Below are 24,118 nucleotides of genomic sequence, written 5' to 3'. Positions count from 1 at the left end.
GGCGCCGCGCGGAGACAGAGTTTGGGAAAGCTGCACCTTAATCAGGTCAAAAAATCTTACGGTCATTTCGAGGTCATCAAGGGCGTGGAGCTCGACGTCAATGACGGTGAATTCATCGTTTTCGTCGGCCCCTCCGGCTGCGGCAAGTCGACCTTGCTGCGCATGATCGCCGGTCTCGACGATGTGACCAGCGGCGACATCAAGATCGATGGTGCCCGCGTCAACGATCTGCCGCCCGTCAAGCGCGGCATCGCCATGGTCTTCCAGTCCTATGCTCTCTATCCGCACATGTCGGTGTTCGAGAACATCGCCTTCCCGCTGCGGGTGGAGAAGATGGCGGAGGACAAACTCAAGGCCAAGGTCGAGAATGCTGCCCGCATCCTGCACCTCGATAAACGCCTGCAGGAAAAGCCGGGCCAGTTGTCCGGCGGCCAGCGCCAGCGTGTCGCCATCGGCCGCGCCATCGTGCGCGAGCCGAAGATCTTCCTTTTTGACGAGCCGCTATCGAACCTCGATGCTGCGCTGCGTGCCGATATGCGCATCGAGCTCGCGAAGCTGCACCGCCAGCTGCAGGCAACCATGATCTATGTGACGCATGATCAGGTCGAGGCCATGACCATGGCCGACCGGATCGTCGTCTTGAACGCCGGGGAGATATCGCAGGTCGGTGCGCCGCTGGAGCTCTATCATAAGCCGGCCAATACCTTCGTTGCCCGCTTCATCGGCAATCCGAAGATGAACTTCCTGCCTGTCACTTGCACTGGCGTCAGCGATGCGGGTGTGGAGGTGGACTACAAGGGACAGAAGGCCCTGCTGCCGGTGACGCCGCGTCCCGGCTTTGCCGGCAAGCCGCTGACACTCGGCGTCCGCCCGGAGCATGTCCAGCTCGGGGACGGCGATCTGACGTTGACAATCGTGCCGACGGTCGTGGAGCGGCTCGGCGCTCAAACGGTCGCCTATGCCACAGCTGATGGCATCGATGAGAATTTCTGTGCGACGCTCGAGGGCAGTGCGGCTATCCGCATGGACGCCCCGCTCAAGACCGGCATCCGCCTCGGCGATTGCCATCTGTTTGACGAGAATGGCCAGGCCTTCGAGCGGCGGGTGGAACTGGCCGAAATCGACATGGACCTGCTGAACCGGGCCGCCTCCTGACGGGAGGTGGCCCAAGAAGCAGCCATCCGCCCTCTTGGTTCGAGGCTCCGGCCCCCTCGACAAGCTCAGGAGCCTGCGCACCTCACCATGAGGGCTAGCCTCGTGGCCCGGTCGCATAGCTTGCTCCACCCTCATCCTGGGCCCGTCGAAGGACGAGGGTGGCCCCGATGCGACCCGCCAGTGGCAGATCGCCTTACCAGACCAAACCGCGAGCGGCCACCTCTTCGACGCGCGTCACCACGCCATCGCGATGGAACACCATCTGGTCGAAGAGATTGGAAACGACGCAGGTATGGTTCGGGATAATGCGGATCTTGTCGCCGATCTCAGGACGAGGGCCGATGCAGTTCGATAGGTCGATGACGCCATGTTCCTCCGATAGCCCCTTGATGACGGCTTCGGGATAGCCGACCACCTGGCCATAATCGGCAAAACCAAGAAGGTCTGAGGTCAGAGCCTTGGAGCCGGCATCTATGACGGCACGGTCTTCGGTCGGGCGCGAAACGACGGTGGCGAGAATGTGCATGGCGCAATCCTCTTCCCGGCAATGGCCCGCACGCACCATGGAGCGGTCATTATAGATATAGGTCCCGGCGCGGTGCTCGGTGGCGGCCGTGACGAGATGCGCCTCGAAAAGGCTCGGCGTGCCGCCATTGCTGACGATCGGGCATTCGATGCCATCATTCTTCAGCAGCGCTACCGCTTCAACGAGGAAAGCCTGTGTCGCGGCGGCGTCGTTCGGCTTCGGATAGTTCATCAAGCCGCCGAAGACGAGACCGGGCTTGCCGGCTATATGCTTGCCGAGAGCGGCTGCCTGCGCGGGCGATTGCACACCGCAGCGCGCGCCGCCGGTATCGCATTCCACCAGCACGGTCAGCGGCTTGCGGACGGCGAACCAGTCGGAGAGTCCGTCAACCGTCACCATGCTATCCGCCACGACCTTGAGGCCGGCAATGCGGTCGTTCAAAGCCGAAAGCCGTGTCAGCTTTTCCGCCCCGAGAATATTGAAGGTGATCAGAATATCCTCGAAACCTGCCTTGGCGAAGACTTCCGCCTCGGTGATCTTCTGGCAGTTGATGCCCTTTGCGCCGGCGGCGACCTGGGCATGCGCCAGTGCAGGGATCTTGTGCGTCTTGATATGCGGGCGGAAATTCAGTCCATGCGCATCCATATAGGACTGCACGCGGGCAATGTTCGCTGCCAACCGGTCTTCGTCGATGATTGGGCGAGGCGTCGAGAGTTCTTCGATCCGGTCGCCTGGCTTGGGGCTGATTTCCAAGGCGATGTCGTGAGCGATACTGGAAGCCATGTCAGGCGTCTTTCCGTTCTTCTGCAAAGGGGTCCGCCACCATCGGCCAGATATCCTTTCGCGCGCGGCGGTAGGGCGTGCGCGCCGGATTGTTGGGATAAGGCGTTCCCGCGGAGCAGTAAAGGATCTGCGATGCGATCTTGGAGAAGGATGCGTAGAAGTGATTGGTCGATTTGATGACCAGGATCTTCTTCGTTCCGGGATCGATGCCCATGACGGAAAACAGGCTCGGATCGAAGCTCTGCGCGCGCGTCGAGTTCAGGATGATGTCGATACCGTCGAGCTGAATGTGCGCGGCATCGCCAAAAGGAGCGAAGCTCTCGCCGAAACGCATTTCGGCATTCGGGACGATACGAACGATCTTGACGAGACCGTCGATCGGATTACCCGTGCCCGGCGCGGATTTCGCACCGAAGCGCAATGGAATTTCCGCACCTTCGCCGGCCGCCATGCAGATCTGAACGGCCATTGGGTCCCAGATCGTGCCGATCGCCGTATCGGTGGCGCCGCAGTCGAGCAGTTCCTGCAGGATGACCGTAGCATCACCTGCCGTGCCGCCGCCGGGATTATCCCAGAGATCGGCGATGACGACGGGCCCTGAGGCAGCGGCCATCGCCTCGCTCACCGCCTGTTTCTCATCGATCTGCGGCATGATGAAGGTGCCGCGCTTCGAAAAGAGTTCCAGGCCAAGATCGCGGGCGATTGCAGAGCCTTTATCCGGCTTATTATCGGTGACGACGAGCAGCTTTGTGCCCATTTCGGGCACGTCGCCCGCCATGAAGCCGTGAATGACGGAGATGGACAGAATGTCCGCATCGCTCTTTTCCATCGTCATGATCTTGTCGACGAAGGAGCGCATGGGGTCGCGCGAGGTCGGAAACACATCGATCATGCGGCAGTCGAAGACGGACATGACTGGCTTGACCCGGCCTTCCAGCGTATCGATGGCGATCCGCCAGAGGTCCTCGGCGCGATCGACGAAATCAGTATGCGGGAATTCCTTGAAATAGACGAAGAAATCAGCGGCTGCGCGACGCTTCGCCGTCAGATGGCTGTGGGGATCGAGCTCGGCGCACACCAGGATATCAGGCCCGACGATCTCGCGCACGCGCGACAGGAAATCACCCTCCGTATCCTCATAACCGTCCGCAACCATGGCGCCATGCAGCCCGAGAACGACGGCATCGACAGGCATCGCCGCGCGCAATTGCTCGAGAATTTCGTCGCGCAGTTCCTCATAGGTACGGCGATTGACAAGCCCGGCAGGGTCGGCCCAGGTGGCGGTGCCCTCGATCACCTCCCAGCTCTTTTCCGCCGCAATGCGACGACCGACGGTGATCGGCGCCGTACACAGCGTCGGCGTTTCCGGATGCATGCCGGGCGGCGCATAGAGAGAGGCTTCGAAAGCGCGCCGATCAACGCAGATGGGGGAGAAGGTATTCGTCTCGGTCGCAAGGGCCGCGGTGAAAATGCGCAACGCTGTCGCCTCTATTCCATGGGATTCGGCAGGTAACCGGTAAAGCCGCAGATCTTCCAGTGTCCCTCATGCAGGCGGCAATAATAAAGTGTCTGCCACCTCAGAACGTCGATGCCGCCGTCCGACTTCTTCAGGCTGCCGTCGAACTTCTTGCGCACCAGCGCCATATCGCCTTCGATTTCGATGTCTTCGAGCGTCGTGGTGGTGAAAATGGCCGTGCGCGGATCTTCCGCGAAGGATTGCGTGGCGAAGTCGCGCGCCTGGCGCAGCCACTCGTCACGATAAGCCGACAGCGTTGGGAAGGCGAGACGCCATTTATCAGGGCTGACCTCGCGCTTTCCGTCGATGCCGATGAAGCCTTCCTCGACGAAATCACCCGCGACCTTCGACCAGTCGGCGGTAAGAAAAGCATCGATGTCACGCGGAACGAGCATCTCCCAGATCGAATGCCTGGCGGTATCGCTGGCAGGGAAGGGATTCTTGAAAGGATCACGCATAGTATCCGCCGTCATTTAAATTCTTTTCATAATTTGCGATTTTCACTGGTCAAATTCTGCTTTCTATGGTCATTTGTCAACGTATCAAGAAAATAATTTGCAGGAACCGCATGCTGGCCATCACATGTCACGGTTCCGACGAAATGGGAACGATTGACAAGCCGCATCTGTGCCCGCGCCAGTCCACAGGCGCCGGCGGGATCGGGAAGATTGAGATGGATCGTGTCGCCGACTACGTGTCAAACGTGGGTGAACCAGCGACAAAGGGGAGGCTGATGGATATCTTCACGACCATGCAGGACGAGAGGGGCCGGCTTTCGCAATCGGAAATCCGCATCGCCGATATCGTCCTCAATGATTTCGAATTCGCCGTCAATGCTTCCATCATCGAGCTGGCGGGCAAGGCGGATGTCTCGCCGCCGACGGTGACGCGCTTCTGCCGTCGTCTGGGCTGCGAGAGCTTTTCCGATTTCAAGGTGCAGCTCGCGCGCACCGCCTATGTGGGCATGCGTTATCTGAAGCCGGAGCCAAAGAGCATTGCCCCGGCCGACGTCGCACAGGACATTATTACCAAGGCGCAGAACGCACTCTTCCTGCTGCATCGCGGTCTGGACGTTGCGGCGATCGAACGGGCGGCAAACCGGCTTGCCGGCGCCGAGATGATCTATGCCTTCGGTTCCGGCGGCAATTCCTCGATGATCGCGACCGAGCTGCAGAACCGCCTGTTTCGGCTCGGCCTTCGTATTACCGCGAGCTCCGATCACAGTATGCAGCTGATGATGGCGGCGGCCGCCAAGCCGACGGACGTGTTGATCGGCTCGTCCTTCTCAGGCCGTAACGCCGAGCTGGTGCGCGCCTTCACGCTGGCGCGCGAAGCCAAGATTCCGACCATAGCGCTGACGCAGAGCAATAGCCCGGTCGCCCAGGCCGCGGAAATCACATTGCCCGTCGATCTTCCGGAAGGTGACAATATCTATCGGCCGACATCGACCCGCATCGCCTATCTCGCCGTAGTGGACATTCTCGCCAGTCTGGTCGCCTATCGCATCCAGCCGCAGGCTACGGTGACGCTGCGTCGCATCAAGCAGCAGCTCGTCGCTCACCGCGATGGCGACGATCGCCAGCTGCTGGGGGACTAGAGCATGTCGCGCAAAAGTGTGCAGCGATTTTGCGACAACGACATGCGCAAAATCAAAGACCTAAAGCGCGGGAAGCGAATCTGAAAGATCGCGACGCGCTTTAGACTGGAGCTACCGGCAAACAACAATGAGCGGCAACCTCCGCTCGGGAACGAACTAGAGGAAACCATATGAGCAGATCCGTTGCCATCGTCACAGGGGCGGCCGGCGATATCGGCCGTGCCATCGCAAAACGCCTGGCAGATGACCATGACTTCATCCTGCTCGTTGATATCGACGAGGCGGCAGTGCAGACGGCGGCGCAGGCTCTCGGCCCTGCGGAACGTTTCATGCCATTCAAGGCGGATATCACCAGCGACGGCGATGTTGCCGCCATGGCCAAGGCGGCATCGGGATTGGGTGGATTGAGGACGCTGGTCAACAATGCCGGTGCTGCTCGCGCCGTCAGTCTTCATGATACGACGCCTGCCATATGGCGCGCCGACAATGCCCTTAATCTAGAGGCGGCTTTCCTCTGCTTCCGCGCCGTCGAGGACATGCTGAAGGCGTCGAAGGGGTCGGTCATCAATATCGCCTCCGTCAACGGCATGGCCGTCTTCGGCCATCCGGCCTATAGCGCCGCCAAGGCCGGGCTCCTGCATTTCACCCGGCTGGTTGCCGTCGAATACGGCAAGTTCGGCATCCGCTCGAATGCGGTCGCGCCCGGCACCGTTCGTACACAGGCCTGGGAAGTCCGCGCCGCAGCCAATCCCAATGTCTTTGAAGAGGCGAAGCGCTGGTATGCGCTGCAGCGCGTCGTCGATCCCGTCGATGTCGCCAACGCCGTCTCGTTCCTCGCAAGCCCGCTCGCCGCGGCGATCACGGGCGTGTGCCTGCCTGTTGATTGCGGCCTGACGGCGGGGCAGGCGGAGCTCGCCCACACCTTCTCTCAGTCCGAACATTACTGACGCACGCTGGTAAAAAGGGGAACATTATGCAGCCGTCCTCCTATCATCTCGAAAACACCTGGTCGCCCGAAGGCGGGAAGCATGGTCGATTGACACTGACCCTCTTCAATTTCTCGGATGCGCCTCTTGAGAATTTCCGTCTCGCCTATACGACCCTGACGCGCCTCGTTGATCCCCAAGCCTGCGACAACGCCGTCTTCGTCCGCCGCAATGCCAATTTTCATGAGTTTGCGCCGCCGGCCGGCCTCTCCATCGCACCCGGAGGAAGCTGGACGTTCACCGTCTCGGCACTTCACCGCATAGCGCGCCATTGCACCGACGGCGCCAAATCCGCCTATGTAACGCTCGAAGACGGCACTCATGTCACCATCTTCACTTCGGATCTGTTGCTCGCCGATCGCGTCAGCGAGCCGCCGCCGGTGCTGCTGCCGGAAGGCAGGCTTGAGCTTCCCTACGCGATCCAGCCGTGGCCGGCAGAGATCGACGTCAAGCCGGGCGAAGATTTTCCGGTTGCGCTCTACCCGGCCGAGGGTTCTGATGCCGCGAGCATCAAGGCGCTGGCTGCGGCGCAGGCGCTCTTCCGCCGCCTCTTTCCGTCCAATCACATCCCCTTCAGCCTTATTGCGGCGCCACAGGGCAGGGCGCTGCGGTTTGTCGAACGGCCGGCACTGGCCCGGGAAGCCTATGAGCTTTCCTTCTCCGGGGATGAAGTGGTACTTTCCTTCTCTGCCGAGGCAGGCCGCCTCTACGGTCTGACGACGCTGGCACAGCTTCTCGATGGCGCACGGCGCGAGCCCGGCAAGTTTCGCTTTCCGGTCGCGGGCTCGATCGCCGACCGGCCGCGCTATGGCTGGCGCGGCTGCCATCTCGACGTCTCCCGGCAGTTTACGCCAAAGGACGACGTCCTGCGCTTGCTCGACATTCTCGCCTGGCTGAAGCTCAATATCTTCCACTGGCATCTGACCGATGACGAGGCCTGGCGGCTGGAGGTCCGCGCCTATCCGCAGTTGACCACCACGGGCGTGCTGCGCGGGCCGGACGAGCCGCTGCTGCCGCAGCTTGGCAATGCTGCCGAGCCGGTCGGTGGCTTCTATTCGCAGGATGATGTTCGCGAGATCGTCGCCCACGCCACGGCGCTCGGCATCGAGGTGATCCCGGAAATCGACATTCCCGGCCACAGCACCGCCACCCTCGTCGCCCTGCCTGACCTGACGGACGGGCAGGAGGCTCCTGACAGCTATCATTCCGTTCAAGGCTTCCCGAACAATGCGCTGAACCCCGCCATCGAGCTGACCTACGAGTTTCTCGCCAAGGTCTTCGACGAAATGGTCGAGCTCTTTCCGTCCGAATATATCCATATCGGCGGCGACGAAGTCGCCAATGGTTCCTGGCTTGCTTCACCGCTTGCACGCAAGCTCATGGAGCAGGAGGGCATATCGGGGACGTTCGCGCTGCAGTCCTATTTCCTAAAGCGCATCAAGGCCATGCTTACCGAGCGCGGGCGCAAGCTTGCCGGCTGGAACGAGGTCGCCCATGGCGGCGGCGTCGATCCGGAAGGCACTTTGCTCATGGCCTGGGAAAAGCCGGAGGTCGGCATCGATCTGGCGCGCGAAGGCTATGAAGTCGTGATGACCCCGGGCCAGGCCTATTATCTCGACATGGTGCAGGCCGATGCCTGGCAGGAGCCGGGCGCGAGTTGGGCGGGCACGGTGCCGCCGGCACATACCTATGCCTACGAGGCCGAGGGCGATTTCCCGGATGAGCTGAAGCACCTGATGAAGGGCGTGCAGGCCTGCATCTGGCAGGAGAATTTCATCTCCCGCGACTATTTCAACCGCCTCGTCTTCCCGCGCCTGCCGGCCATCGCCGAGGCAGCCTGGACGCCCAAGGCGCAGAAGGACTGGCTACGCTTTGCCGCCATCGTGCCGCTGAGCCCGAAGCTTTAAGGCATGTCGCGCAAAAGTGTGCAGCGGCTTTGCGACAACGACATGCGCAAAATGAAAGACCTAAAGCGCGGGAAACGAATCTGAAAGATCGCGACGCGCGGCTCCGTCCTGCGATCACGCTCCAAGCCGCCGAAAGAGATTTTCGGCGGTTTTTTCGCGTCTGCGACGCATTGAGGTGGTGGCTGCGAGGGGGTGGCATGGGATTGCGGCCCGCAGATTAGCCGGCCCGCAGGTTCGCCATATCGGTCGGGAAGAAGCCTGCCCAGGCCATCACGGTCACAGCTGTGATGACGAGCAGATACCACATGGTGACGAAATCTCCGGCCAGCCGCCGGTTCAATGCGGCGAAGAGAAGAGCGACGCTGAAAGCAAGCCAGAGCAGATTGTAGACGTGGTCCATTTTGTTGTTCCCCTTATTCGTCTCACCTCCCTGCTTCAAAAGTTAACCAGTTGGAAGCGGGGAAGCTAGCGCCGTAATGGGATGGAGGTTTGCGCACAGCGCGAAGCGCAGGAGGAGTGATCGGCGCCAATGCATGGCAAGAAGCTTTCGGTGAGCGCGCCGGATCCGATGAGGCTCAAGAAAAACTGGCGGCAGATCCGCGGCCGGGAACATCTCGCCGCCGCTGCCGTTATCGCCTCATGGCGTCAGCGAGGAGTTGATTTCATGCATTATTCTAGGACAGCGGCCGCATGGGACGGTACTGGATCGCTTCTGATTGCAGCATTGGTCGCGCTCAACATTTAGGAGGCGTGACGATGGAATATGGCGATTGGAACAATCCCGTCATAGTCGATCTCGGCGGCGCCGGGCATTATGCGATCATAACCAGCGCGCTCGATGCAGCGAACTGCATGAGTGAGGAATGGCCTGTTGTCAGCGGACCTGTTGTGGATGAGGCTGTGCTCGTATGCCTCGATGCCGTACTTGGAATGGCCTCCGCCGAGGAATCGCGGAAGGCTTTTCTGGAGGCGGCGCAGGAGGCGGGGCTTAGCGTCAGGCCGGATCTTGGAAGCCTTCATTAGATCGATATGTACCAGAGGGCGCGACGACGCGGCCAGGCCACCCAAAGCGGGAGCGCTCAGATCATCCAAAAGATCAGGCTGAGAATCACGATCACGGCGAGGATGAAACCTATTATCCTCCCGAGCCCTTCATTGACGTTGCCGTTGCCGACGATCAGATCGTACCAGTCGCTCTTGTGGTCCATCGAACATCCCTCAGGGTTTGCCCCATTAGGTCGCTCTCTTCCTCGGTAGTCAATGATTTAAAGATGGCTTCGGAGAGGCTGCCGCCATGTTTCAAAACCAGCCGAACGCGCTTCCGGCGAACCGGAATGCGTATCGAAAGCATCTGTTATGTTTTGAAATCTTTGAGAAATCTACGTTTCTCAAGAAAGGAAATGGTGCCCAGAAGAGGACTCGAACCTCCACGCCTCGCGGCACAGGTACCTGAAACCTGCGCGTCTACCAATTCCGCCATCTGGGCGACGGACACGCATGTAAGGGGGTGGCCGTCCGGTGTCAACAGGGTTTTTGAAGTTTTAGTGTCAATCGCGAAAAAAGCGGGTGAAGCCCGGGTCAAGCCCGGGCTGCGGCCCATGCGCTGATCAGGCCAAGTCCCTGTTCCAGCAGGGCCTTTGCCTCGCTTTCCCTCGATGCTTCCACATAGCAGCGCATTTCAGGCGCATTGCCGGAGGGGCGGAAATGGATGATTCGGTTATCCACAAGTGTCACCCGCAGGCCGTCGATGTCGCTTTTCGAGGCGACCGCCGCGATGGGCTCCAGGAAATCCGCAAGATTGGCATCGGAGGCGCGCAGATAGGCCATCAGCGCTGCGCTGGTTTCCACGGGGAAGTTCTCCAGGCGGTCGGCGGCTGCAAAGGGCAGGCGGTAGCTACCGGCGACGGCCGAGAGCGGATTGCCTGCCTTGGCGGCGGCATAAAGCGTAGCGAGAATCGGAAGGAAGCTGTCGCGGGTCGGCAGCGGCTCGAAGGGTTTTCCCTCGACGGTGAAGCGGCTGGCTGTCAGCGTGCCGCCATTGGCCTCAAAGCCCATGACATTGGCCTTGCCCGCCGCAATGGCCTCGTCCATGCCGGCGATCACATAGGGGGAACCGACGCGGGTACGAGTGACGGCATAGGAGCCGGCGGCCTCAATGCCCGAATTGGAGGTAACAGGCGTAACGACCACTTGTGCACCGAGGAAATTTGCGGCGATGAGGCCGAGCAGATCGCCGCGCAGCGGCTCGCCGGTTTCGTCCGCGACCAGCGGCCGATCGCCGTCGCCATCGGCGGAAACGATGGCATCCAGCCCGTGTTCCGGTGCCCAGGCTTTCATCAGGCGGATCGTCTCGGTCGAGACCGCTTCCGTATCCACCGGAATGAAGCTCTCGGAGCGGCCGAGCGGCACGACGCGGGCGCCGTAATGGGTTAGCACCTCACCGAAGAGATCACGCGCCACCGTGCTGTGCTGATAGATGCCGATGGTGAGGCCGGCGAGGCTGCCTGCTGGCAGCAGGCCCTTGTTGCGCTCCAGGAACAGCGCCTCAGTCTCCGCCGTGCGGCTTTCCGCCTCGGCGGGGGTTTCGTCGAGTGGGGAATTGCCGATCGCAAGCGCTTCCTCGCTGATCGCCACCTCGTCGCGCTTGTCGATCTCGCCGTCCGGCCGGTAGAATTTGATGCCATTGCGGTCGGCTGGGATATGCGAGCCGGTGATCATCAGTGAGGCCGCCTTCAGCTGCAGGCCGTAAAGCGCCAGCGCCGGCGTCGGCAATGTGCCGCAGTCGATCGGCGTCAGGCCAGCCCGCTTCAGCGCGCCGATGCAGGTGGCGGAGATCGCCGGGCTCGATTCGCGGAAGTCGCGGCCGACGAGGATGAAATCGCCCGGTCTGGCATGGCCGTTTTTCAGCAGATGGCGGGCAAAGGCCGTCGCATAGAGCGCCGATGCCCGACCGGTGAGGTCTGCGGACAGGCCGCGAAGGCCGCTGGTGCCGAATTTCAAGCTGCTCACTGGCAATCTCCCTTGCAATGGTTGGGCTGTTATGGCGCAAGCGGCGGCAGCGATCAACTCATCGTGGGTCGAAGCGTTCCGGTTGCGGCGGCACTGGTTTTGCCATCGTCATGACCCCAACTAAGATAAGAGGTGTGGCGGCCCGCCATAGGTTAGCAGCGTGCGGAACAGGAGCATGTCATGGCTGTTTTTCATAGGATCGCGTTTGGCTGCGTCCTCGCGCTTGCCTCGCTGTCGCAGGCGGATTTCGCTGGCGCCGCTTCGGATTCCCGGAAGCTGATTACGCCGCCGCGCACCAATACCGTCATCTGCGATTCCCGCGGCTGCTTTGGTTTCGGACAGCGGCAGTTCTACACCCGGCCCGGCCAGCCGCTTCCCGTCACACCGCCCTATACCGGAGGCCTCAATCGCGATGACAGCCCGCGCGTTCATATCCTCCCGCGCGAGACCTCTGCACCGCCGCCAAGGGCACTCTATCCTTCGCCGGCCCAGAAGCTGAGGCAGCACCAGACTTGGTGTGCCGAGCGCTATCGCACCTATAATCCCGGCACCAACAGCTATACGACGATCAATAATGGAACCAAGCCCTGCCGTTCGCCCTTCGACTGATGCCTGAGCAGCAGAGCCTAGCTTTCCAGCGATCCGCGATCGGCATGGCCGAGATCGCGCTCGGGGTCGATGATATCCCGCACCCGCTGCTTCAACTCCTTCGGCCCGGGAAAGCCGCCGTCGCGCTTGCGCTCCCATAACAGCTCGCCGTCGATGCGGATTTCGAAGACGCCGCCGGTGCCGGGGATCAGCGCCACTTCGCCTAGACTGTCGGTAAAGGTCTGCAACAGCTCCTGCGCCATCCAGCCGGAGCGCAGCAACCAGTTGCATTGGGTGCAATAGAGAATGGTGATGCGGGGCTTGTCGCTCATCGTCCTGATCCTTCGTTGTTTGCTGAGATTTAGGCTCAACTTTAGTCTGCTGCAAGCCAAAGCAATTCCAGGAAATGTGCCAGGCGGTTTCCGTTAGGAATTGCGCCGGGATTAGACGGCCGGAGTCGTTCGGCATTTCCGTGGAATGTAGACGCGCTCTGGCCACTTGCCTCTCCCGCCGCCTCATGCTCATCTCCGGTGGTAACATCGCTCGGGAATCAACGGTATGCGCGTCGCCATCATCGAGAATATGAAGAACACCCCGCTCGGCGCGCTTGGCATTGCGCTGGAGGAGGCTGGAGCCGAGATCGGTTGGTTCCGCCCCTGGAGCGGCGAGGCCCTGCCGAAGGAAACGTCATCCTGGGATGCGCTGGCCGTGCTCGGTGGCGAGCAGAGCGCCCGCGATGACGACACCCATCCCTATCTGCCGGAGCTGGCGGGGCTGATGCGCCGTTTCGAGGGTGAGGATAAGGCCGTGCTCGGCATCTGCCTCGGCAGCCAGATCCTGGCGCGCGCCTATGAGGCGGAAAACCGTCTCGGCACCGCCCATGAATTCGGCTGGAAGACGGTCGGCCTCACGGAAGAGGGTAAGGCAGACCCGCTGCTGGCCGATGTCGGCGACGAATTCACCATCTTCGAATGGCATGGCGACACCTTTACCTTGCCTGATGGAGCCACGCGCCTTGCCGCCAATGGCGTCACGCCGAACCAGGCCTTCCGCATCGGCCGCGCCACCTATGGCACGCAGTTCCACTTCGAGGCCAATGCCGCCGTGGTGGAGCGCTGGCGCGGCGAATTCAGGGAAACGATCGAGCGCAAGGAGCCGGGCTGGCTCGACCGCTATCCGGAGCTCGTCGCCAAGCATTCCGCAGCGGCTGAGACGGCCGGCCTTGCGATCGCGCGCGCCTGGGTGCGGACGATCAAGGTGCAAGCAGAGCTTCCGCAGGCGGCAGAGGCCTGAGCATCGGCGATGATCGGGCACATCCGATCAATCAGATGGCGATGTGTTATACACTGGCAGTTTGAAATAGGAGGAAATGACATCATGAGTGCACTGGAATTACCATGCGAAGGCGGTTGTCGTTGTGGACAGGTGCGGCTGAAGATCAGCGCCAAGCCGATACTCACCATGGCCTGCCATTGCACCGGCTGCCAGCGCATGACGGCCGGACCCTATTCGCTGAGCGCCGCCATACCCACGGAGGGTTTCGAGGTGACTGAGGGCGAACCCGTCATCGGCGGCTTGCACGGCGATGTCATCCATCACTATTTCTGCCCGCATTGCATGAGCTGGATGTTCACGAAGCTCGAAGGGGTCGATTGGTTCGTCAACGTCCGCGCCACCATGCTTGATAACGTCAGCTGGTTCACGCCTTTCATGGAGACCTGGACGAGCGAAAAGCTGCCCTGGGCGACGACGCCAGCCAAGCACAGCTACGCCGCAGTGCCGGCGATGGAAGAGTATGAGGGTTTGACGAAGGAATATATGGCTGCGAACTAAGATCAGAAGCCTTGAAAAAGAAAGTCGGTTGCGGCGGTAATCTGATCGCCGTGCGAACTTAGATCAGTAATCAACTCTCCGATTTCGGCGAGCGGTATCGCCGCCATAAGCTGGGTCGCCATGATATAAGTCTCGTCGGCGATAGTGAATTGCGGGTTGAGCCTCGCTATTGGCGTCAACACATCTTCCGCGCGAAGCAATGGAGCCATTATCCGCGTGCTTAGCCTATCCAGTAAATCAGCTTGAAGATCGAGTACGAGAGTTCGACTCTGCCTCAGACCATAGACGCGGAATCTTGCCATCAGAACTGCCGATATTTTCCAAACGGCAGGCCATGTTTTTCAACGTAGGAATTGGCTTGTTCGATTGCCTCAGCATTTTCCATAAGCCATAGTCGTTCGCGCTCAACCTTGATGGCGCGCGCTATGCCGTCTTCTGCAGCACGTGAGATATTGATTTTCAGGCCACGTGCCTCTGAAACGAGCTTCTCGTCGAGAGATAAATTTGCAGCTTTTCGTGCGGTCTGGGTCATGAGGAACTCCTCAAATTATGCACAAATTATATGCGCATAATTTGTATTTGATAAGAGCCTCACTCATCCCCCATCTTCAGCGCGGCGATAAACGCTTCCTGCGGGATTTCGACCTTGCCGAACTGCCGCATGCGCTTCTTGCCTTCCTTCTGCTTGTCGAGCAGCTTGCGCTTGCGGGTGGCGTCGCCGCCGTAGCACTTGGCGGTCACGTCCTTGCGCAGTGCCTTCACCGTTTCACGGGCGATGATGCGCCCGCCGATGGCGGCCTGGATCGGGATCTGGAACATGTGCTGCGGGATCAGGTCCTTCAGCTTCTCGCACATGACGCGGCCGCGCTTTTCGGCGGCGGAGCGGTGCACGAGCATGGAGAGCGCATCGACCGGTTCGGCATTGACGAGGATCGACATCTTGACGAGATCGCTCTCGCGATAGTCGGTCAGACTGTAGTCGAAGGAGGCATAGCCCTTCGAAATCGACTTCAGGCGGTCGTAGAAGTCGAAGACGACTTCGTTGAGCGGCAGGTCGTAGGTGATCATGGCGCGGTTGCCGACATAGGTCAGCTCGGTCTGGATGCCGCGGCGGTCCTGGCAGAGCTTCAGGATCGAGCCAAGATAATCGTCCGGCGTCAGGATCGTCGCCTTGATCCACGGCTCGCGGAATTCGGAAATCTTGACGACGTCGGGCATGTCTGCCGGGTTGTGCAGCTCGATCTCCGTGCCGTCGGTCATGGTGAGCTGGTAGACGACGGAAGGTGCCGTCGCGATCAGGTCGAGATTGAATTCGCGCTCCAGGCGCTCCTGGATGATTTCCAGGTGCAGCAGGCCGAGGAAGCCGCAGCGGAAACCGAAGCCGAGAGCGGCGGACGATTCCATTTCGAAGGAGAAGCTGGCGTCGTTGAGGCGCAGCTTGCCCATGGCCGAGCGCAAGTCCTCGAAATCGGCGGCATCGACCGGGAAGAGGCCGCAGAACACGACAGGCTGTGCCGGCTTGAAGCCCGGAAGAGCCTCGGCGGTCGGGCGTTTGTCCTCGGTGATGGTATCGCCGACGCGGGTGTCGGCCACTTCCTTGATCGAGGCAGTGATGAAGCCGATTTCGCCAGGGCCGAGGCTGTCGACGGCGACCATCTTCGGCGTGAGAACGCCGACGCGCTCGATCTGGTACTTCGCGTCAGTCCCCATCATGCGGATGGTCTGGCCCTTGGTCAGCGTGCCATCGATGATGCGCACGAGAACCATGACGCCGAGATAGGTGTCGTACCAGCTGTCGACCAGCAGCGCCTTCAGCGGTGCCTTTTCGCCGCCCGGGCTCTTGGGCGCCGGCAGCTTGTGGACGATGGCTTCGAGAACGTCAGGAATGCCGAGGCCGGTCTTGGCCGAGATCAAAACGGCGTCGGAGGCATCGATGCCGATGACCTCTTCGATCTGGTCCTTGATGCGGTCGGGTTCGGCCGCCGGCAGATCGATCTTGTTGAGGACGGTGACGAGCTCGTGATTATTGTCGATCGCCTGATAGACGTTGGCGAGCGTCTGCGCTTCTACACCCTGAGAGGCGTCGACAACAAGCAGCGAGCCCTCGCAGGCCGACAGCGAGCGCGAGACTTCATAGGCGAAGTCGACATGTCCGGGCGTGTCGATCAGATTGAGGATATAGGTCTCGCCATTGTTGGCCTTGTAGTGTAGGCGCACGGTCTGAGCCTTGATGGTGATGCCGCGCTCGCGCTCGATCTCCATATTGTCCAGCACCTGCTCCGACATCTCGCGTTCGGCAAGGCCGCCCGTCGTCTGAATCAGGCGGTCGGCCAGCGTCGATTTGCCATGGTCGATATGGGCCACGATCGAGAAGTTGCGGATGTGCGAAAGCGGAGTGGTGGAATTGGTGCTCATGCGCGCCATATAGCAGCGCCGCCCCGCGCCGCAAAGCGGAAAAGCGGGGTTCTGATGAGGTTATCTATCGCTAGGCTTGCGCCTGCAAACGTTTCGGCTGGTACCTGAGATGTCTTCAGTGTCCCTTGAGGAATCTGAACTTCGCAGTCAGCTGCCCGGTCTCAATCAAACCGTTGATGTCGCTTTGATTGATACGGCCACTTGCAACTCCATCCGCCAACCGGCTGCACAACGCGCCCGGAAGTCTTTCCTGCGTCACGCTCATGTAGGCCGTAGCATGCTCTTTAAACTTGGCGTTCGACAATTCGACGCGCTTCACGCAACCGGCTATTGCTCCATCGCGATTATTTTTAACATCGTCTTGAACTGTTGTGCAGCCGGACAACCCCGCCAGTGCGGCCAGTGAAACTACGTAGAACAATTTCATTTGAATCCCCCAACTCTTTGATGCGTTCATGAGCGAGCGACCTTGTGCCAAGCTTGAGTTGTAGGGCGTCGGCAAATTAGTTGAAAAGTAGTGCTCACGCTCGGGAACATGTCGCCTTCGCAATCAACGACTCATGATGCTTGATTCCATCATCAGAACGTGTATTTCTCATATAGTAGAATTTTGAAATGAGAGACACAGAGAATGGCGGTTGATGATCTGGAAATGGCGATCGGCGCGCGTATCAAGGAGCTGCGCATCGCCCGGGGCCTGACGCTGGATGAGCTTGCCAATGCCTCGGCCGTCAGCCGTGCCATGATCTCGCGCATCGAGCGGGCGGAGGCGAGCCCGACGGCCTCGCTGCTGTCGCGGCTTTGCGCAGCGCTTGGCCTTTCGCTCTCGGCCTTCTTTGCCGAAGAAGACGAGGAGGTGTCGCCGCTTTCCCGCCATGCGCAGCAGGCGATCTGGCGCGATCCTGGAACCGGCTATGTCAGACGTGCCGTCTCGCCGCCGGGCACGGGCTCGAAGGTCGATGTCGTCGAGGTTATCTTCCCCGCCGGCGCGCGCGTCATCTTTCCGCCGAACACGGCAAGCCTCGCGATGACCCAGCACGTCTGGCTGTTCGAGGGCGAGATGGAGGTGATGCATCGTGATGTTACCCATCGCCTGATGCCAGGCGATTGTCTCTTCATGGGCGTCGGCGACGGCCACGCTTTCCGCAATCCCGGCGAGGTGCCGGCGCGCTACAGCGTCATCCTCGATCGCGGCCGTTCATAACATCCAAGGATCTCTTCATGCCTGATATTCGTCTTCTCTCCGCCGCCGAGGCTCGTGCTGCTCTGCCGGATCTTTGCGATGTGCTCGCCGATTGCGTCAATGGCGGCGCTTCCGTCGGCTTCATGCAGCCTTATGGGGCGGCCGACGCATTGCCGTATTGGCAGGGCGTGGCCGACAGCGTCGAAAGTGGCGCGACACTGCTTTTCGCCGCCGCAATTGAAAGCAGAGTGGTCGGAACGGTGCAGGTCGGCGCCGCACAGATGCCGAACCAGCCGCATCGTGGCGATCTAAAAAAACTGCTGGTGCACAGCTCCGCGCGAGGCAAGGGGCTTGCTCGGCTGTTGATGGAAGCCGCTGAGCGCGAAGCCGCACGTATCGGCAAGACCTTGCTGGTGCTCGACACGGCGACGGGCAGCGACGCCGAAGCCATCTACCCCCGCCTCGGCTGGGAGCGCGTCGGCGTCGTCCCCGATTACGCCTTGTGGCCGCAGGGCGGGTTGTGCGACACGACCATCTTCTACAAGCGGATTTCCCTGTGATTTCAGCGCGAAAAGGCCGCGAGCGCATCTTCCAGCTTCGAGCCTGGCGCCCAATGCATTGCTTTCCAGCCGAAATGCCGGGCGGCTTCGATATTGGCGGGGTAATCGTCGATGAAGACGATGTCGCCGGGCGCGATGCCGACGCGCTCGGTCGCCAGCCGGAAGAACTCCGGCGCCGGCTTCTGGTAACCCAGCATCGCGGAATAGAAAATGCCGTCGAAATAGTCGGAGAGCCTGAGATTCTCCATCAGATAGGCGGCGCGCATATGCTCCTGATTGGTGGCGAGGAACATCTTCGTTCCCCCGGCCCTCAGTGCGGCGAGGTCCTCGAGCAGGCCGTGGTCCAGGCGAGAGTCATTCTCGAACCAGTAGTCGATCAGGGTTCGGGCGCTAACGTGGGGCGCAATCTTCCCGAGAACCTCAGCAAGCCTCGGCTCGAGCGCATCGCGGCCGGTGACGATGTCAGGCCAACAGGTTTTGAAGAATGCCTCTTGCAGCGCCTCAAGCCGCAAGCCCAGATCGCGCTCCAGATAGGTGAACAGCGGCAGTCCGTCACCCGGGCGGCCATGCACCAGCACGCCGTCGACATCGACCATCAGGAGTTTCATACCGCCGCCTCCAATTCCTCGAACGTGGGCGGAAGGTGCAGTTGTTTGCAGCAGCATTCAAGGCCACATCCCGCTCTTTTTTCCGGGGCGCGATGCATGTAAGCCTTCGTGTCATCTGCAGAACAATGCCGGCGATGGAGGAGGGGACGATGCGCGTCATTTATTCGGAGGATCACAAGCTGAGGGATGCCAAGACCGAGCTGCATGACGGCCAGCTCGTCACGCCCTTCGAAGCGCCCTTCCGCGCCGAATGGATCCTGGCCGCCGTGAAGGAAGCCGGCTTTACCGATGTGGTTGCGCCTGAAGCCCATGGGCTGGAAACGGCGCGCAAGGTGCATGATCCGGCCTATCTCGATTTTCTCGGTGTGGTCTGGGAGCGCTGGGTCGCCGCTGGTTACAAGGGCGAAGCGATCGCCAACTCCTTTCCCGTCAGGCGCACCAGCCAACGCGTGCCTAACAATATCGTCGGCATGATCGGCCATTATGCCAATGCTGCCGATACCTCCATCACCAAAGGCTCCTATGAGGCTGCGCTCGCGTCCATGCGCTGCGCCCTGACCGGCGCCGATTGGCTGCACGCCGGCAATCGCTTCGCTTTCGCCCTCTGCCGCCCGCCCGGCCATCACGCCGGCATCGATCTCTTCGGCGGTTATTGCTTCATAAACAATGCCGGCGTCGCGGCGCAGCGCCTGCGTGATCATGGCGCCGCCAAGGTTGCCGTGCTCGATGTCGATTTCCATCACGGCAACGGCACGCAGGACATATTCTACCGGCGCGGCGATGTTTTCACGGCGTCGCTCCATGGCGATCCCATCCATGCCTTTCCCTATTTCCTCGGCCATGCCGATGAGAAGGGCGAGGGCAATGGGTTGGGCGCCAACCGCAATTACCCCATGCCGCGCGGCACGCCATGGGAAGTCTGGTCGGCGGCGCTCGATGATGCGCTCGCCCGCATCAAGCTATTCGGCGCGGAGGCGATCGTGCTGTCGCTCGGCGTCGATACGTTCGAGCGCGATCCGATTTCCTTCTTCAAGCTGACCTCGCAGGATTTCGTCCGCATGGGTGAGCGCATCGCGGCCGCCGGGCTGCTCGTCCTCGTCTGCATGGAGGGCGGTTATGGCGTGCCCGAAATCGGCCTGAACGTCGCCAATGTGCTGAAAGGTCTCGAAGCCTGAGCGGCTTTTGCATCAAAGCGCCTGATCGCAGGATGAAAAGTTTGAATTTGTCAGCATAAGTCTAAGCTTCTAAAAAGCCTCGCCGGGTGGGAGAGGTTATGGAACAGAAGCTTGTCGAGAGTGGCACGGATGGCGGCTCGGCCTCGATGCCGCATCCGGATGTTGCGCCATCGACCGGTGGCATTGCCGCCGGCGTGCTGATGTGCGTCATGTCCATGTCGTCAATCCAGTTCGGCTCGGCGCTGTCCTCCCCGATCATCCATGCCTATGGGCCGGCGGGCGCGACTTGGCTGCGGCTCGTCTTCGCCTCCATCGCGCTGGCAATCATCGTCCGGCCCAAGATCATGAGCTACAGCCGCTCGCAATGGCTCGGCGTGCTGGCGCTCGGCACCGTATCGGCGCTGATGACGACCTCCTTCTTTTCGGCGATTGCCCGCATTCCCCTAGGCCTTGCCGTCGCTATCGAGTTTCTCGGGCCGTTGCTGGTCGCGACCCTCGGCTTCGGGCTCAGCCGCCAGCTTCTCTGGCCGATCCTTGCGGCAATCGGCGTTCTGCTGCTGGCCTATAATGGCGAAGAGTGGGTCGGCAATCTTCCCGGCATCCTCTTTGCCATCGGCGCCGGAGCGGGATGGGCCTGCTACATTCTTTTGACGAAGAAGGTCGGCAATGCCTTTGAGGGACTCGAGGGTCTTTCCATGTCCCTGCTGATCGCAGCGGTCGTCTCCACGCCCTTCGGCTATGCCTCTGCGGTCCCTAATCTGACGGCCTTCGGCCTTCTTGAAATAGCCGGCTTGGCGTTGCTCGTGCCGCTGCTACCCTATGTGCTGGAAATGGTGGCGCTCAAGCGCATGCCAACATCTTCCTTCGGCATCCTCATGAGCCTCGAACCCGCCATCGGCGCCGTTGCCGGGTTTGTCATTCTGTCGCAGCCGATGACGCCGTCTCAGATGTTCGGCACCGCGCTCGTGGTTTCCGCGAGTATCGGGGCGACCGTTTTCGCCACGAAAGCCTGAGACTGGTGGGCGTAAGCCGTCGTCGCTTTGAGTTTGGTCCCGGCAACTTCTCCGTCAATCCGGGGCTTGAAGCCTGGCGATCTGGGGTGCGACGATTGCGATGAACAGTCCTGGATCGCCGAAAGCTCTCGCCGAGAGCATTGCCCCATGAACCGAGGCCATCAGGATTTGCGCCTCTTCCTCGGGTTGCTTGTCCAGCTGGAAGAAGCCATTCTCGGTTCCAGCCTGCAGCACCGACGCAAGCCATCCGGCAAGGCTATGAAAATGGCCACGTACCTGGGATGCGACATCCTCCGGCAGCATCTGCATCTCGCTGGCGAGCATCGCACAGACGCAGAAGGGCAGCGAGGCGTCCCGAATGCATGAGTGCCAGTAGCTCACATAGGCCTGCAGCTGTTCCGCAGGGCTCGAGATCCCTTCGCGCAAAGACTTCAGACCCGTTTCCGTCTGCTGCCTGTAACGGCCCACGAGCACCGAAACCAGTTCGGCCTTTGTTGGAAAGTGATGGTGGATGCTCGCCTTCCGGATACCGATCGCGGCGGAGATGTCGGCATAGCTGAAGCCGTTGTAGCCTCCGGCCACGATAAGAGACTGCGCGATGTCGAGAATTTTTTCTGAAGTCGAAGCTATTGATTTCATGTCGCTGCCTACCTTTTGGTAGGCGGATTGTCAAGAGTGCCACACCACTTCTGGCTCTCACGAAACCGTGTTCGAACCCGCGTTGACTCGGTGAGTTTGTCTCCCTACTAGTAGGTAGTCAAATACAAGGAGCCTCCCGATGCAAAGCCGCATTTCACCCCAGCCCAACTGGCTGCAATCCTACTATTTTACACGTGCCCTGTTCTCGATCGCCTGGATTGCAGCCGCGATCCTGCTCAGTGCAAACCCGCCATCCGTCGCGTTTCTGCTCGTTATCTATCCTGTGTGGGATGCCCTCGCCAATCTGGTCGACGCCCGGGTTAACGGCGGCCTGAAGGTCAATCCGTCCCAAACGTTAAATGTTTTCGTCAGCATCATCACGGCGCTCGCCGTTGTGGTAGCCACCGACAATAGCACCTATGCCGTTCTGGCCGTGTTTGGGGCTTGGGCGATCCTCTCGGGCCTGCTGCAACTCTACACCGGCGTAAGGCGCTGGCGTATCTATGGCGCTCAATGGGTAATGATCTTGAGCGGTGCGCAGTCGGCGCTTGCCGGCGGTTTCATGCTCAGTCGATCCCTCGGCACCGTCGCGCCGACAATTCTGGATATCGTTCCCTATGCGGCATTCGGAGCCTTCTACTTCCTGCTTTCTGCAATCTGGCTTGCGGTCGCAGCCTATCGCAAAGCACATGCATAGGTGCTGCCTGATCTGGCGGCGGGTTTGAAGCGGCTTGCCGCCGTCAAGAGAATCGTATCGATCACTCATGCCGCAGTTGATGCCGACGAAGTTCCGAACTTCATCGATCGCGTGCCCGTCGGCATCTGCTGTCGAATTCCGTATTTTCGCCGGCCTGCCTTAAGCCGTCGTCCTCGCGGGATCGTCCAGCGCAGGATTATAGAAGAGCGAGAGCGTCAGGCTCTTGGCGATGCGTTCGGCTGTCGCCATGAACCAGGTTTTGGCCTCCGCCGAAGGTGCGATGTCGCCAAGCGTTTCGGAGAAAAGCGCCAGCCACTCAGGAAAGAGATCGGCGCTCATTCCTCCGACGCCGAGATGCGCCTGCACCGGTTTGCCGCCATAGGCGCCGTTCTTGAAGGCGACGGAGGACCAGAAGCGTTTCATCTTCTCCATATGATCCGGCCAGCGTCCGGCAAGGCGTCCCTCGAAGACTGGCCCGAGCCGCGAATGTGACTGAACGCGTCCATAAAATGTATCGACCAGCCTGTCGATGAAGGCAGCATCGATGCCTATGCGTGCCATTTCCGCCTCGGCTTTCTCGCGAATGCCGGCGAGGTGAGCTGCGCGGGCTTGTCGTTCCTGTTCCATAATAGTCTCCTGGCTCGGGCTAGACATCGCCGCAAGCCGCATCTGTCTGCATCTATGTAAGCAATTTGCCGGCCACGCCAAGCGTCATCGGAATGTTGCGGCAATCTGTCAAACCATCTCGCGATTGCTGATGTTGTCGCGATAAACCGTGAATTCTTCGGCGCGCAGCCCAGACGGCAACACATCCGCGCTTGACCAGCGCAATCACTGACTTTAGATTTAGAATAATTCTAAAGTCATAAGGTTGCCCCCGATGCTGCTCGGCCTGTTTCGCCCGTCCAAACGTCCTTTCACCTCGCTTTCCGAACAGGAGATCCTCGCGATCGCCATTGCGGCGGAAGAGGATGATTCGCGCATCTATCTTGCCTATGCAGATACGCTCCGTCCGCACTATCCTGAGTCCGCCAAGGTTTTCGAGGATATGGCCGAGGTCGAGGACAGCCATCGCAAGACGCTGATCGATATGCATCGCCGCCGCTTCGGCGAGCGTATCCCGCTGATCCGGCGCGAGCATGTGCATGGCTTTTACGAGCGCAAGCCGGATTGGCTGCGCAAGAACCTCTCCCTCGATGCCATGCGCAACGAAGCCGAGGCGATGGAGCAGCAGGCCTATAATTTCTATGTCGAGGCGGCCAAGCAGGTCTCCGACGCCTCGACACGCCAGCTTCTCGGCGATCTTGCGCTTGCCGAGCAGGGCCACGAAGACGTCGCCCGCATGCTGGGCGAGAAGCACACGCCGGAAGAGGTCAAGCACGAGGAGGATGCACAGGCACGCCGCCAGTTCGTGCTGACCTACGTGCAGCCGGGTCTCGCCGGGCTGATGGACGGTTCCGTCTCGACGCTCGCACCGATCTTCGCCGCCGCCTTTGCCACGCAGCAGACATGGCAGACCTTTCTTGTCGGCCTGTCGGCGTCGGTTGGCGCCGGCATTTCGATGGGTTTCACCGAGGCGGCCCATGACGACGGCAAGATCTCCGGCCGCGGTTCGCCGATCAAGCGCGGCCTTGCCTGCGGCATCATGACGGCGCTTGGCGGCCTCGGGCACGCCTTGCCCTATCTCATTCCGCATTTCTGGACCGCGACGATTACTGCGGCCGTGGTTGTTTTCTTTGAGCTCTGGGCCATCGCCTTCATCCAGAACAAGTATATGGAAACGCCGTTTCTGCGGGCTGCCTTCCAGGTCGTCCTCGGCGGCTCGCTTGTGCTGGGTGCCGGCATTCTGATCGGAAATGGGTGAGGTAGGGCGAGGACATTCTCAGATCACGAAATGTTAAAAGTCGGAACGCCTTCCACTGCCATCG

The 24,118-nt window shown here is 60.6% G+C and carries 28 protein-coding genes and 1 tRNA gene; 14 read left to right on the top strand and 15 right to left on the bottom strand.

Translation table 11 applies throughout. The features are described 5' to 3' along the window. Positions 1–21: 21 nt before the first annotated feature. Complete coding sequence (gene ugpC / locus FHT73_RS18355) at positions 22–1,155, top strand: sn-glycerol-3-phosphate ABC transporter ATP-binding protein UgpC (protein ID WP_112399702.1); 1,134 nt, start codon at positions 22–24, stop codon at positions 1,153–1,155. Between the two features lie 193 nt (positions 1,156–1,348). Here ugpC and FHT73_RS18350 read toward each other — a convergent pair whose 3' ends face one another. Genes FHT73_RS18350 through FHT73_RS18340 form a run of 3 tightly spaced genes read right to left on the bottom strand, consistent with a single transcriptional unit; the run spans position 1,349 to position 4,438 of the window. Then, complete coding sequence (locus FHT73_RS18350) at positions 1,349–2,464, bottom strand: D-TA family PLP-dependent enzyme (protein WP_183713621.1); 1,116 nt, start codon at positions 2,462–2,464, stop codon at positions 1,349–1,351. A 1-nt stretch (position 2,465) separates the two neighbouring features. Next, the gene (locus FHT73_RS18345; RefSeq protein WP_183713618.1) at positions 2,466–3,941 is read right to left on the bottom strand and encodes a M81 family metallopeptidase; all 1,476 of its coding nucleotides are present in this window, start codon (positions 3,939–3,941) and stop codon (positions 2,466–2,468) included. 11 nt (positions 3,942–3,952) lie between these two features. Then, positions 3,953–4,438: a hypothetical protein gene (locus FHT73_RS18340; RefSeq protein ID WP_183713686.1), complete on the bottom strand. Its 486-nt coding sequence runs from the start codon at positions 4,436–4,438 to the stop codon at positions 3,953–3,955. 275 nt (positions 4,439–4,713) lie between these two features. Between FHT73_RS18340 and FHT73_RS18335 the strand changes: the two genes are divergently transcribed. The 3 genes from FHT73_RS18335 to FHT73_RS18325 all read left to right on the top strand — a co-directional run bounded on the left by FHT73_RS18335 (position 4,714) and on the right by FHT73_RS18325 (position 8,470). After that, a complete protein-coding gene (locus tag FHT73_RS18335; protein ID WP_015338456.1) occupies positions 4,714–5,577 on the top strand; it encodes a MurR/RpiR family transcriptional regulator in 864 nt (287 codons plus the stop codon). A 170-nt stretch (positions 5,578–5,747) separates the two neighbouring features. Then, positions 5,748–6,524 carry an SDR family oxidoreductase gene (locus tag FHT73_RS18330; RefSeq protein WP_183713614.1) on the top strand — a complete coding sequence of 259 codons (777 nt, stop codon included), beginning with the start codon at positions 5,748–5,750 and terminating at the stop codon, positions 6,522–6,524. Between the two features lie 26 nt (positions 6,525–6,550). Continuing rightward, a complete protein-coding gene (locus FHT73_RS18325; RefSeq protein ID WP_183713610.1) occupies positions 6,551–8,470 on the top strand; it encodes a family 20 glycosylhydrolase in 1,920 nt (639 codons plus the stop codon). 217 nt (positions 8,471–8,687) lie between these two features. Here FHT73_RS18325 and FHT73_RS18320 read toward each other — a convergent pair whose 3' ends face one another. Next, positions 8,688–8,870, bottom strand: a complete 183-nt coding sequence (locus FHT73_RS18320; RefSeq protein ID WP_112336816.1) for a hypothetical protein — start codon at positions 8,868–8,870, stop codon at positions 8,688–8,690. Between the two features lie 356 nt (positions 8,871–9,226). Here FHT73_RS18320 and FHT73_RS18315 point away from each other — a divergent pair, with 356 nt between their 5' ends. Beyond that, a complete protein-coding gene (locus FHT73_RS18315) occupies positions 9,227–9,493 on the top strand; it encodes a DUF982 domain-containing protein (RefSeq protein ID WP_183713607.1) in 267 nt (88 codons plus the stop codon). Positions 9,494–9,549: 56 nt separating this feature from the next. On the opposite strand, the gene FHT73_RS29725 is transcribed toward FHT73_RS18315, so the two are convergent. The 3 genes from FHT73_RS29725 to FHT73_RS18305 all read right to left on the bottom strand — a co-directional run bounded on the left by FHT73_RS29725 (position 9,550) and on the right by FHT73_RS18305 (position 11,470). Beyond that, positions 9,550–9,678, bottom strand: coding sequence for a hypothetical protein (locus tag FHT73_RS29725; RefSeq protein ID WP_015338462.1), 129 nt, complete (start codon positions 9,676–9,678; stop codon positions 9,550–9,552). Positions 9,679–9,871: 193 nt separating this feature from the next. Then, positions 9,872–9,956: transfer RNA gene (locus FHT73_RS18310), tRNA-Leu, on the bottom strand. Between the two features lie 92 nt (positions 9,957–10,048). After that, on the bottom strand, positions 10,049–11,470 hold the full coding sequence (locus FHT73_RS18305) for a phosphomannomutase (RefSeq protein WP_183713683.1): 1,422 nt from the start codon (positions 11,468–11,470) through the stop codon (positions 10,049–10,051). A 189-nt stretch (positions 11,471–11,659) separates the two neighbouring features. Here FHT73_RS18305 and FHT73_RS18300 point away from each other — a divergent pair, with 189 nt between their 5' ends. Next, positions 11,660–12,088: a BA14K family protein gene (locus FHT73_RS18300; RefSeq protein ID WP_112609197.1), complete on the top strand. Its 429-nt coding sequence runs from the start codon at positions 11,660–11,662 to the stop codon at positions 12,086–12,088. Positions 12,089–12,105: 17 nt separating this feature from the next. On the opposite strand, the gene FHT73_RS18295 is transcribed toward FHT73_RS18300, so the two are convergent. Further along, positions 12,106–12,399 (bottom strand): SelT/SelW/SelH family protein, encoded by a 294-nt coding sequence (locus FHT73_RS18295; protein ID WP_183713604.1) that lies wholly within the window; start codon positions 12,397–12,399, stop codon positions 12,106–12,108. A gap of 226 nt (positions 12,400–12,625) precedes the next feature. Between FHT73_RS18295 and FHT73_RS18290 the strand changes: the two genes are divergently transcribed. After that, complete coding sequence (locus FHT73_RS18290) at positions 12,626–13,360, top strand: type 1 glutamine amidotransferase (RefSeq protein WP_112609199.1); 735 nt, start codon at positions 12,626–12,628, stop codon at positions 13,358–13,360. A gap of 84 nt (positions 13,361–13,444) precedes the next feature. Next, positions 13,445–13,900 (top strand): GFA family protein, encoded by a 456-nt coding sequence (locus FHT73_RS18285; protein ID WP_183713601.1) that lies wholly within the window; start codon positions 13,445–13,447, stop codon positions 13,898–13,900. Between the two features lie 2 nt (positions 13,901–13,902). Here the strand turns inward: FHT73_RS18285 and FHT73_RS18280 are convergent, their stop codons facing one another. The 4 genes from FHT73_RS18280 to FHT73_RS18265 form a co-directional block, all read right to left on the bottom strand. Then, positions 13,903–14,202 carry a CcdB family protein gene (locus FHT73_RS18280; protein ID WP_183713599.1) on the bottom strand — a complete coding sequence of 100 codons (300 nt, stop codon included), beginning with the start codon at positions 14,200–14,202 and terminating at the stop codon, positions 13,903–13,905. After that, positions 14,202–14,432, bottom strand: a complete 231-nt coding sequence (locus FHT73_RS18275) for a type II toxin-antitoxin system CcdA family antitoxin (protein ID WP_112609205.1) — start codon at positions 14,430–14,432, stop codon at positions 14,202–14,204. Before FHT73_RS18275 ends, FHT73_RS18280 begins: the two co-directional genes overlap by 1 nt. Before the next feature lie 59 nt (positions 14,433–14,491). Beyond that, entirely contained in the window at positions 14,492–16,324 is a 1,833-nt protein-coding gene (gene lepA / locus FHT73_RS18270) for a translation elongation factor 4 (RefSeq protein WP_112336797.1), read from the bottom strand. 106 nt (positions 16,325–16,430) lie between these two features. Beyond that, the gene (locus tag FHT73_RS18265) at positions 16,431–16,742 is read right to left on the bottom strand and encodes a hypothetical protein (protein ID WP_183713596.1); all 312 of its coding nucleotides are present in this window, start codon (positions 16,740–16,742) and stop codon (positions 16,431–16,433) included. Positions 16,743–16,946: 204 nt separating this feature from the next. Here FHT73_RS18265 and FHT73_RS18260 point away from each other — a divergent pair, with 204 nt between their 5' ends. Together FHT73_RS18260 and FHT73_RS18255 are read left to right on the top strand one after the other, a co-directional pair. Further along, positions 16,947–17,519 (top strand): XRE family transcriptional regulator, encoded by a 573-nt coding sequence (locus FHT73_RS18260; protein ID WP_183713593.1) that lies wholly within the window; start codon positions 16,947–16,949, stop codon positions 17,517–17,519. A 17-nt stretch (positions 17,520–17,536) separates the two neighbouring features. Continuing rightward, positions 17,537–18,058 carry a GNAT family N-acetyltransferase gene (locus tag FHT73_RS18255; RefSeq protein WP_183713591.1) on the top strand — a complete coding sequence of 174 codons (522 nt, stop codon included), beginning with the start codon at positions 17,537–17,539 and terminating at the stop codon, positions 18,056–18,058. A gap of 2 nt (positions 18,059–18,060) precedes the next feature. On the opposite strand, the gene FHT73_RS18250 is transcribed toward FHT73_RS18255, so the two are convergent. Continuing rightward, positions 18,061–18,666, bottom strand: coding sequence for an HAD-IA family hydrolase (locus tag FHT73_RS18250; RefSeq protein WP_183713588.1), 606 nt, complete (start codon positions 18,664–18,666; stop codon positions 18,061–18,063). Between the two features lie 149 nt (positions 18,667–18,815). Between FHT73_RS18250 and FHT73_RS18245 the strand changes: the two genes are divergently transcribed. Beyond that, the gene (locus tag FHT73_RS18245) at positions 18,816–19,841 is read left to right on the top strand and encodes a histone deacetylase family protein (RefSeq protein WP_183713586.1); all 1,026 of its coding nucleotides are present in this window, start codon (positions 18,816–18,818) and stop codon (positions 19,839–19,841) included. A 98-nt stretch (positions 19,842–19,939) separates the two neighbouring features. Beyond that, complete coding sequence (locus FHT73_RS18240) at positions 19,940–20,854, top strand: EamA family transporter (RefSeq protein WP_183713583.1); 915 nt, start codon at positions 19,940–19,942, stop codon at positions 20,852–20,854. A gap of 54 nt (positions 20,855–20,908) precedes the next feature. On the opposite strand, the gene FHT73_RS18235 is transcribed toward FHT73_RS18240, so the two are convergent. After that, positions 20,909–21,493, bottom strand: a complete 585-nt coding sequence (locus tag FHT73_RS18235; RefSeq protein WP_183713580.1) for a TetR/AcrR family transcriptional regulator — start codon at positions 21,491–21,493, stop codon at positions 20,909–20,911. A 139-nt stretch (positions 21,494–21,632) separates the two neighbouring features. Between FHT73_RS18235 and FHT73_RS18230 the strand changes: the two genes are divergently transcribed. Then, positions 21,633–22,190 (top strand): DUF308 domain-containing protein, encoded by a 558-nt coding sequence (locus FHT73_RS18230; RefSeq protein ID WP_183713577.1) that lies wholly within the window; start codon positions 21,633–21,635, stop codon positions 22,188–22,190. Between the two features lie 159 nt (positions 22,191–22,349). Here FHT73_RS18230 and FHT73_RS18225 read toward each other — a convergent pair whose 3' ends face one another. Continuing rightward, on the bottom strand, positions 22,350–22,817 hold the full coding sequence (locus tag FHT73_RS18225) for a truncated hemoglobin (RefSeq protein ID WP_183713574.1): 468 nt from the start codon (positions 22,815–22,817) through the stop codon (positions 22,350–22,352). Between the two features lie 253 nt (positions 22,818–23,070). Here FHT73_RS18225 and mbfA point away from each other — a divergent pair, with 253 nt between their 5' ends. Further along, on the top strand, positions 23,071–24,054 hold the full coding sequence (mbfA, locus tag FHT73_RS18220) for an iron exporter MbfA (protein WP_015338476.1): 984 nt from the start codon (positions 23,071–23,073) through the stop codon (positions 24,052–24,054). The last annotated feature ends 64 nt before the right edge of the window (positions 24,055–24,118 follow it).

The sequence above is a fragment of the Rhizobium sp. BK098 genome (genome assembly GCF_014193155.1).
In the GTDB taxonomy this organism is placed as follows: Bacteria; Pseudomonadota; Alphaproteobacteria; order Rhizobiales; family Rhizobiaceae; genus Rhizobium.
This window is presented reverse-complemented; position numbering and strand designations above follow the sequence as displayed.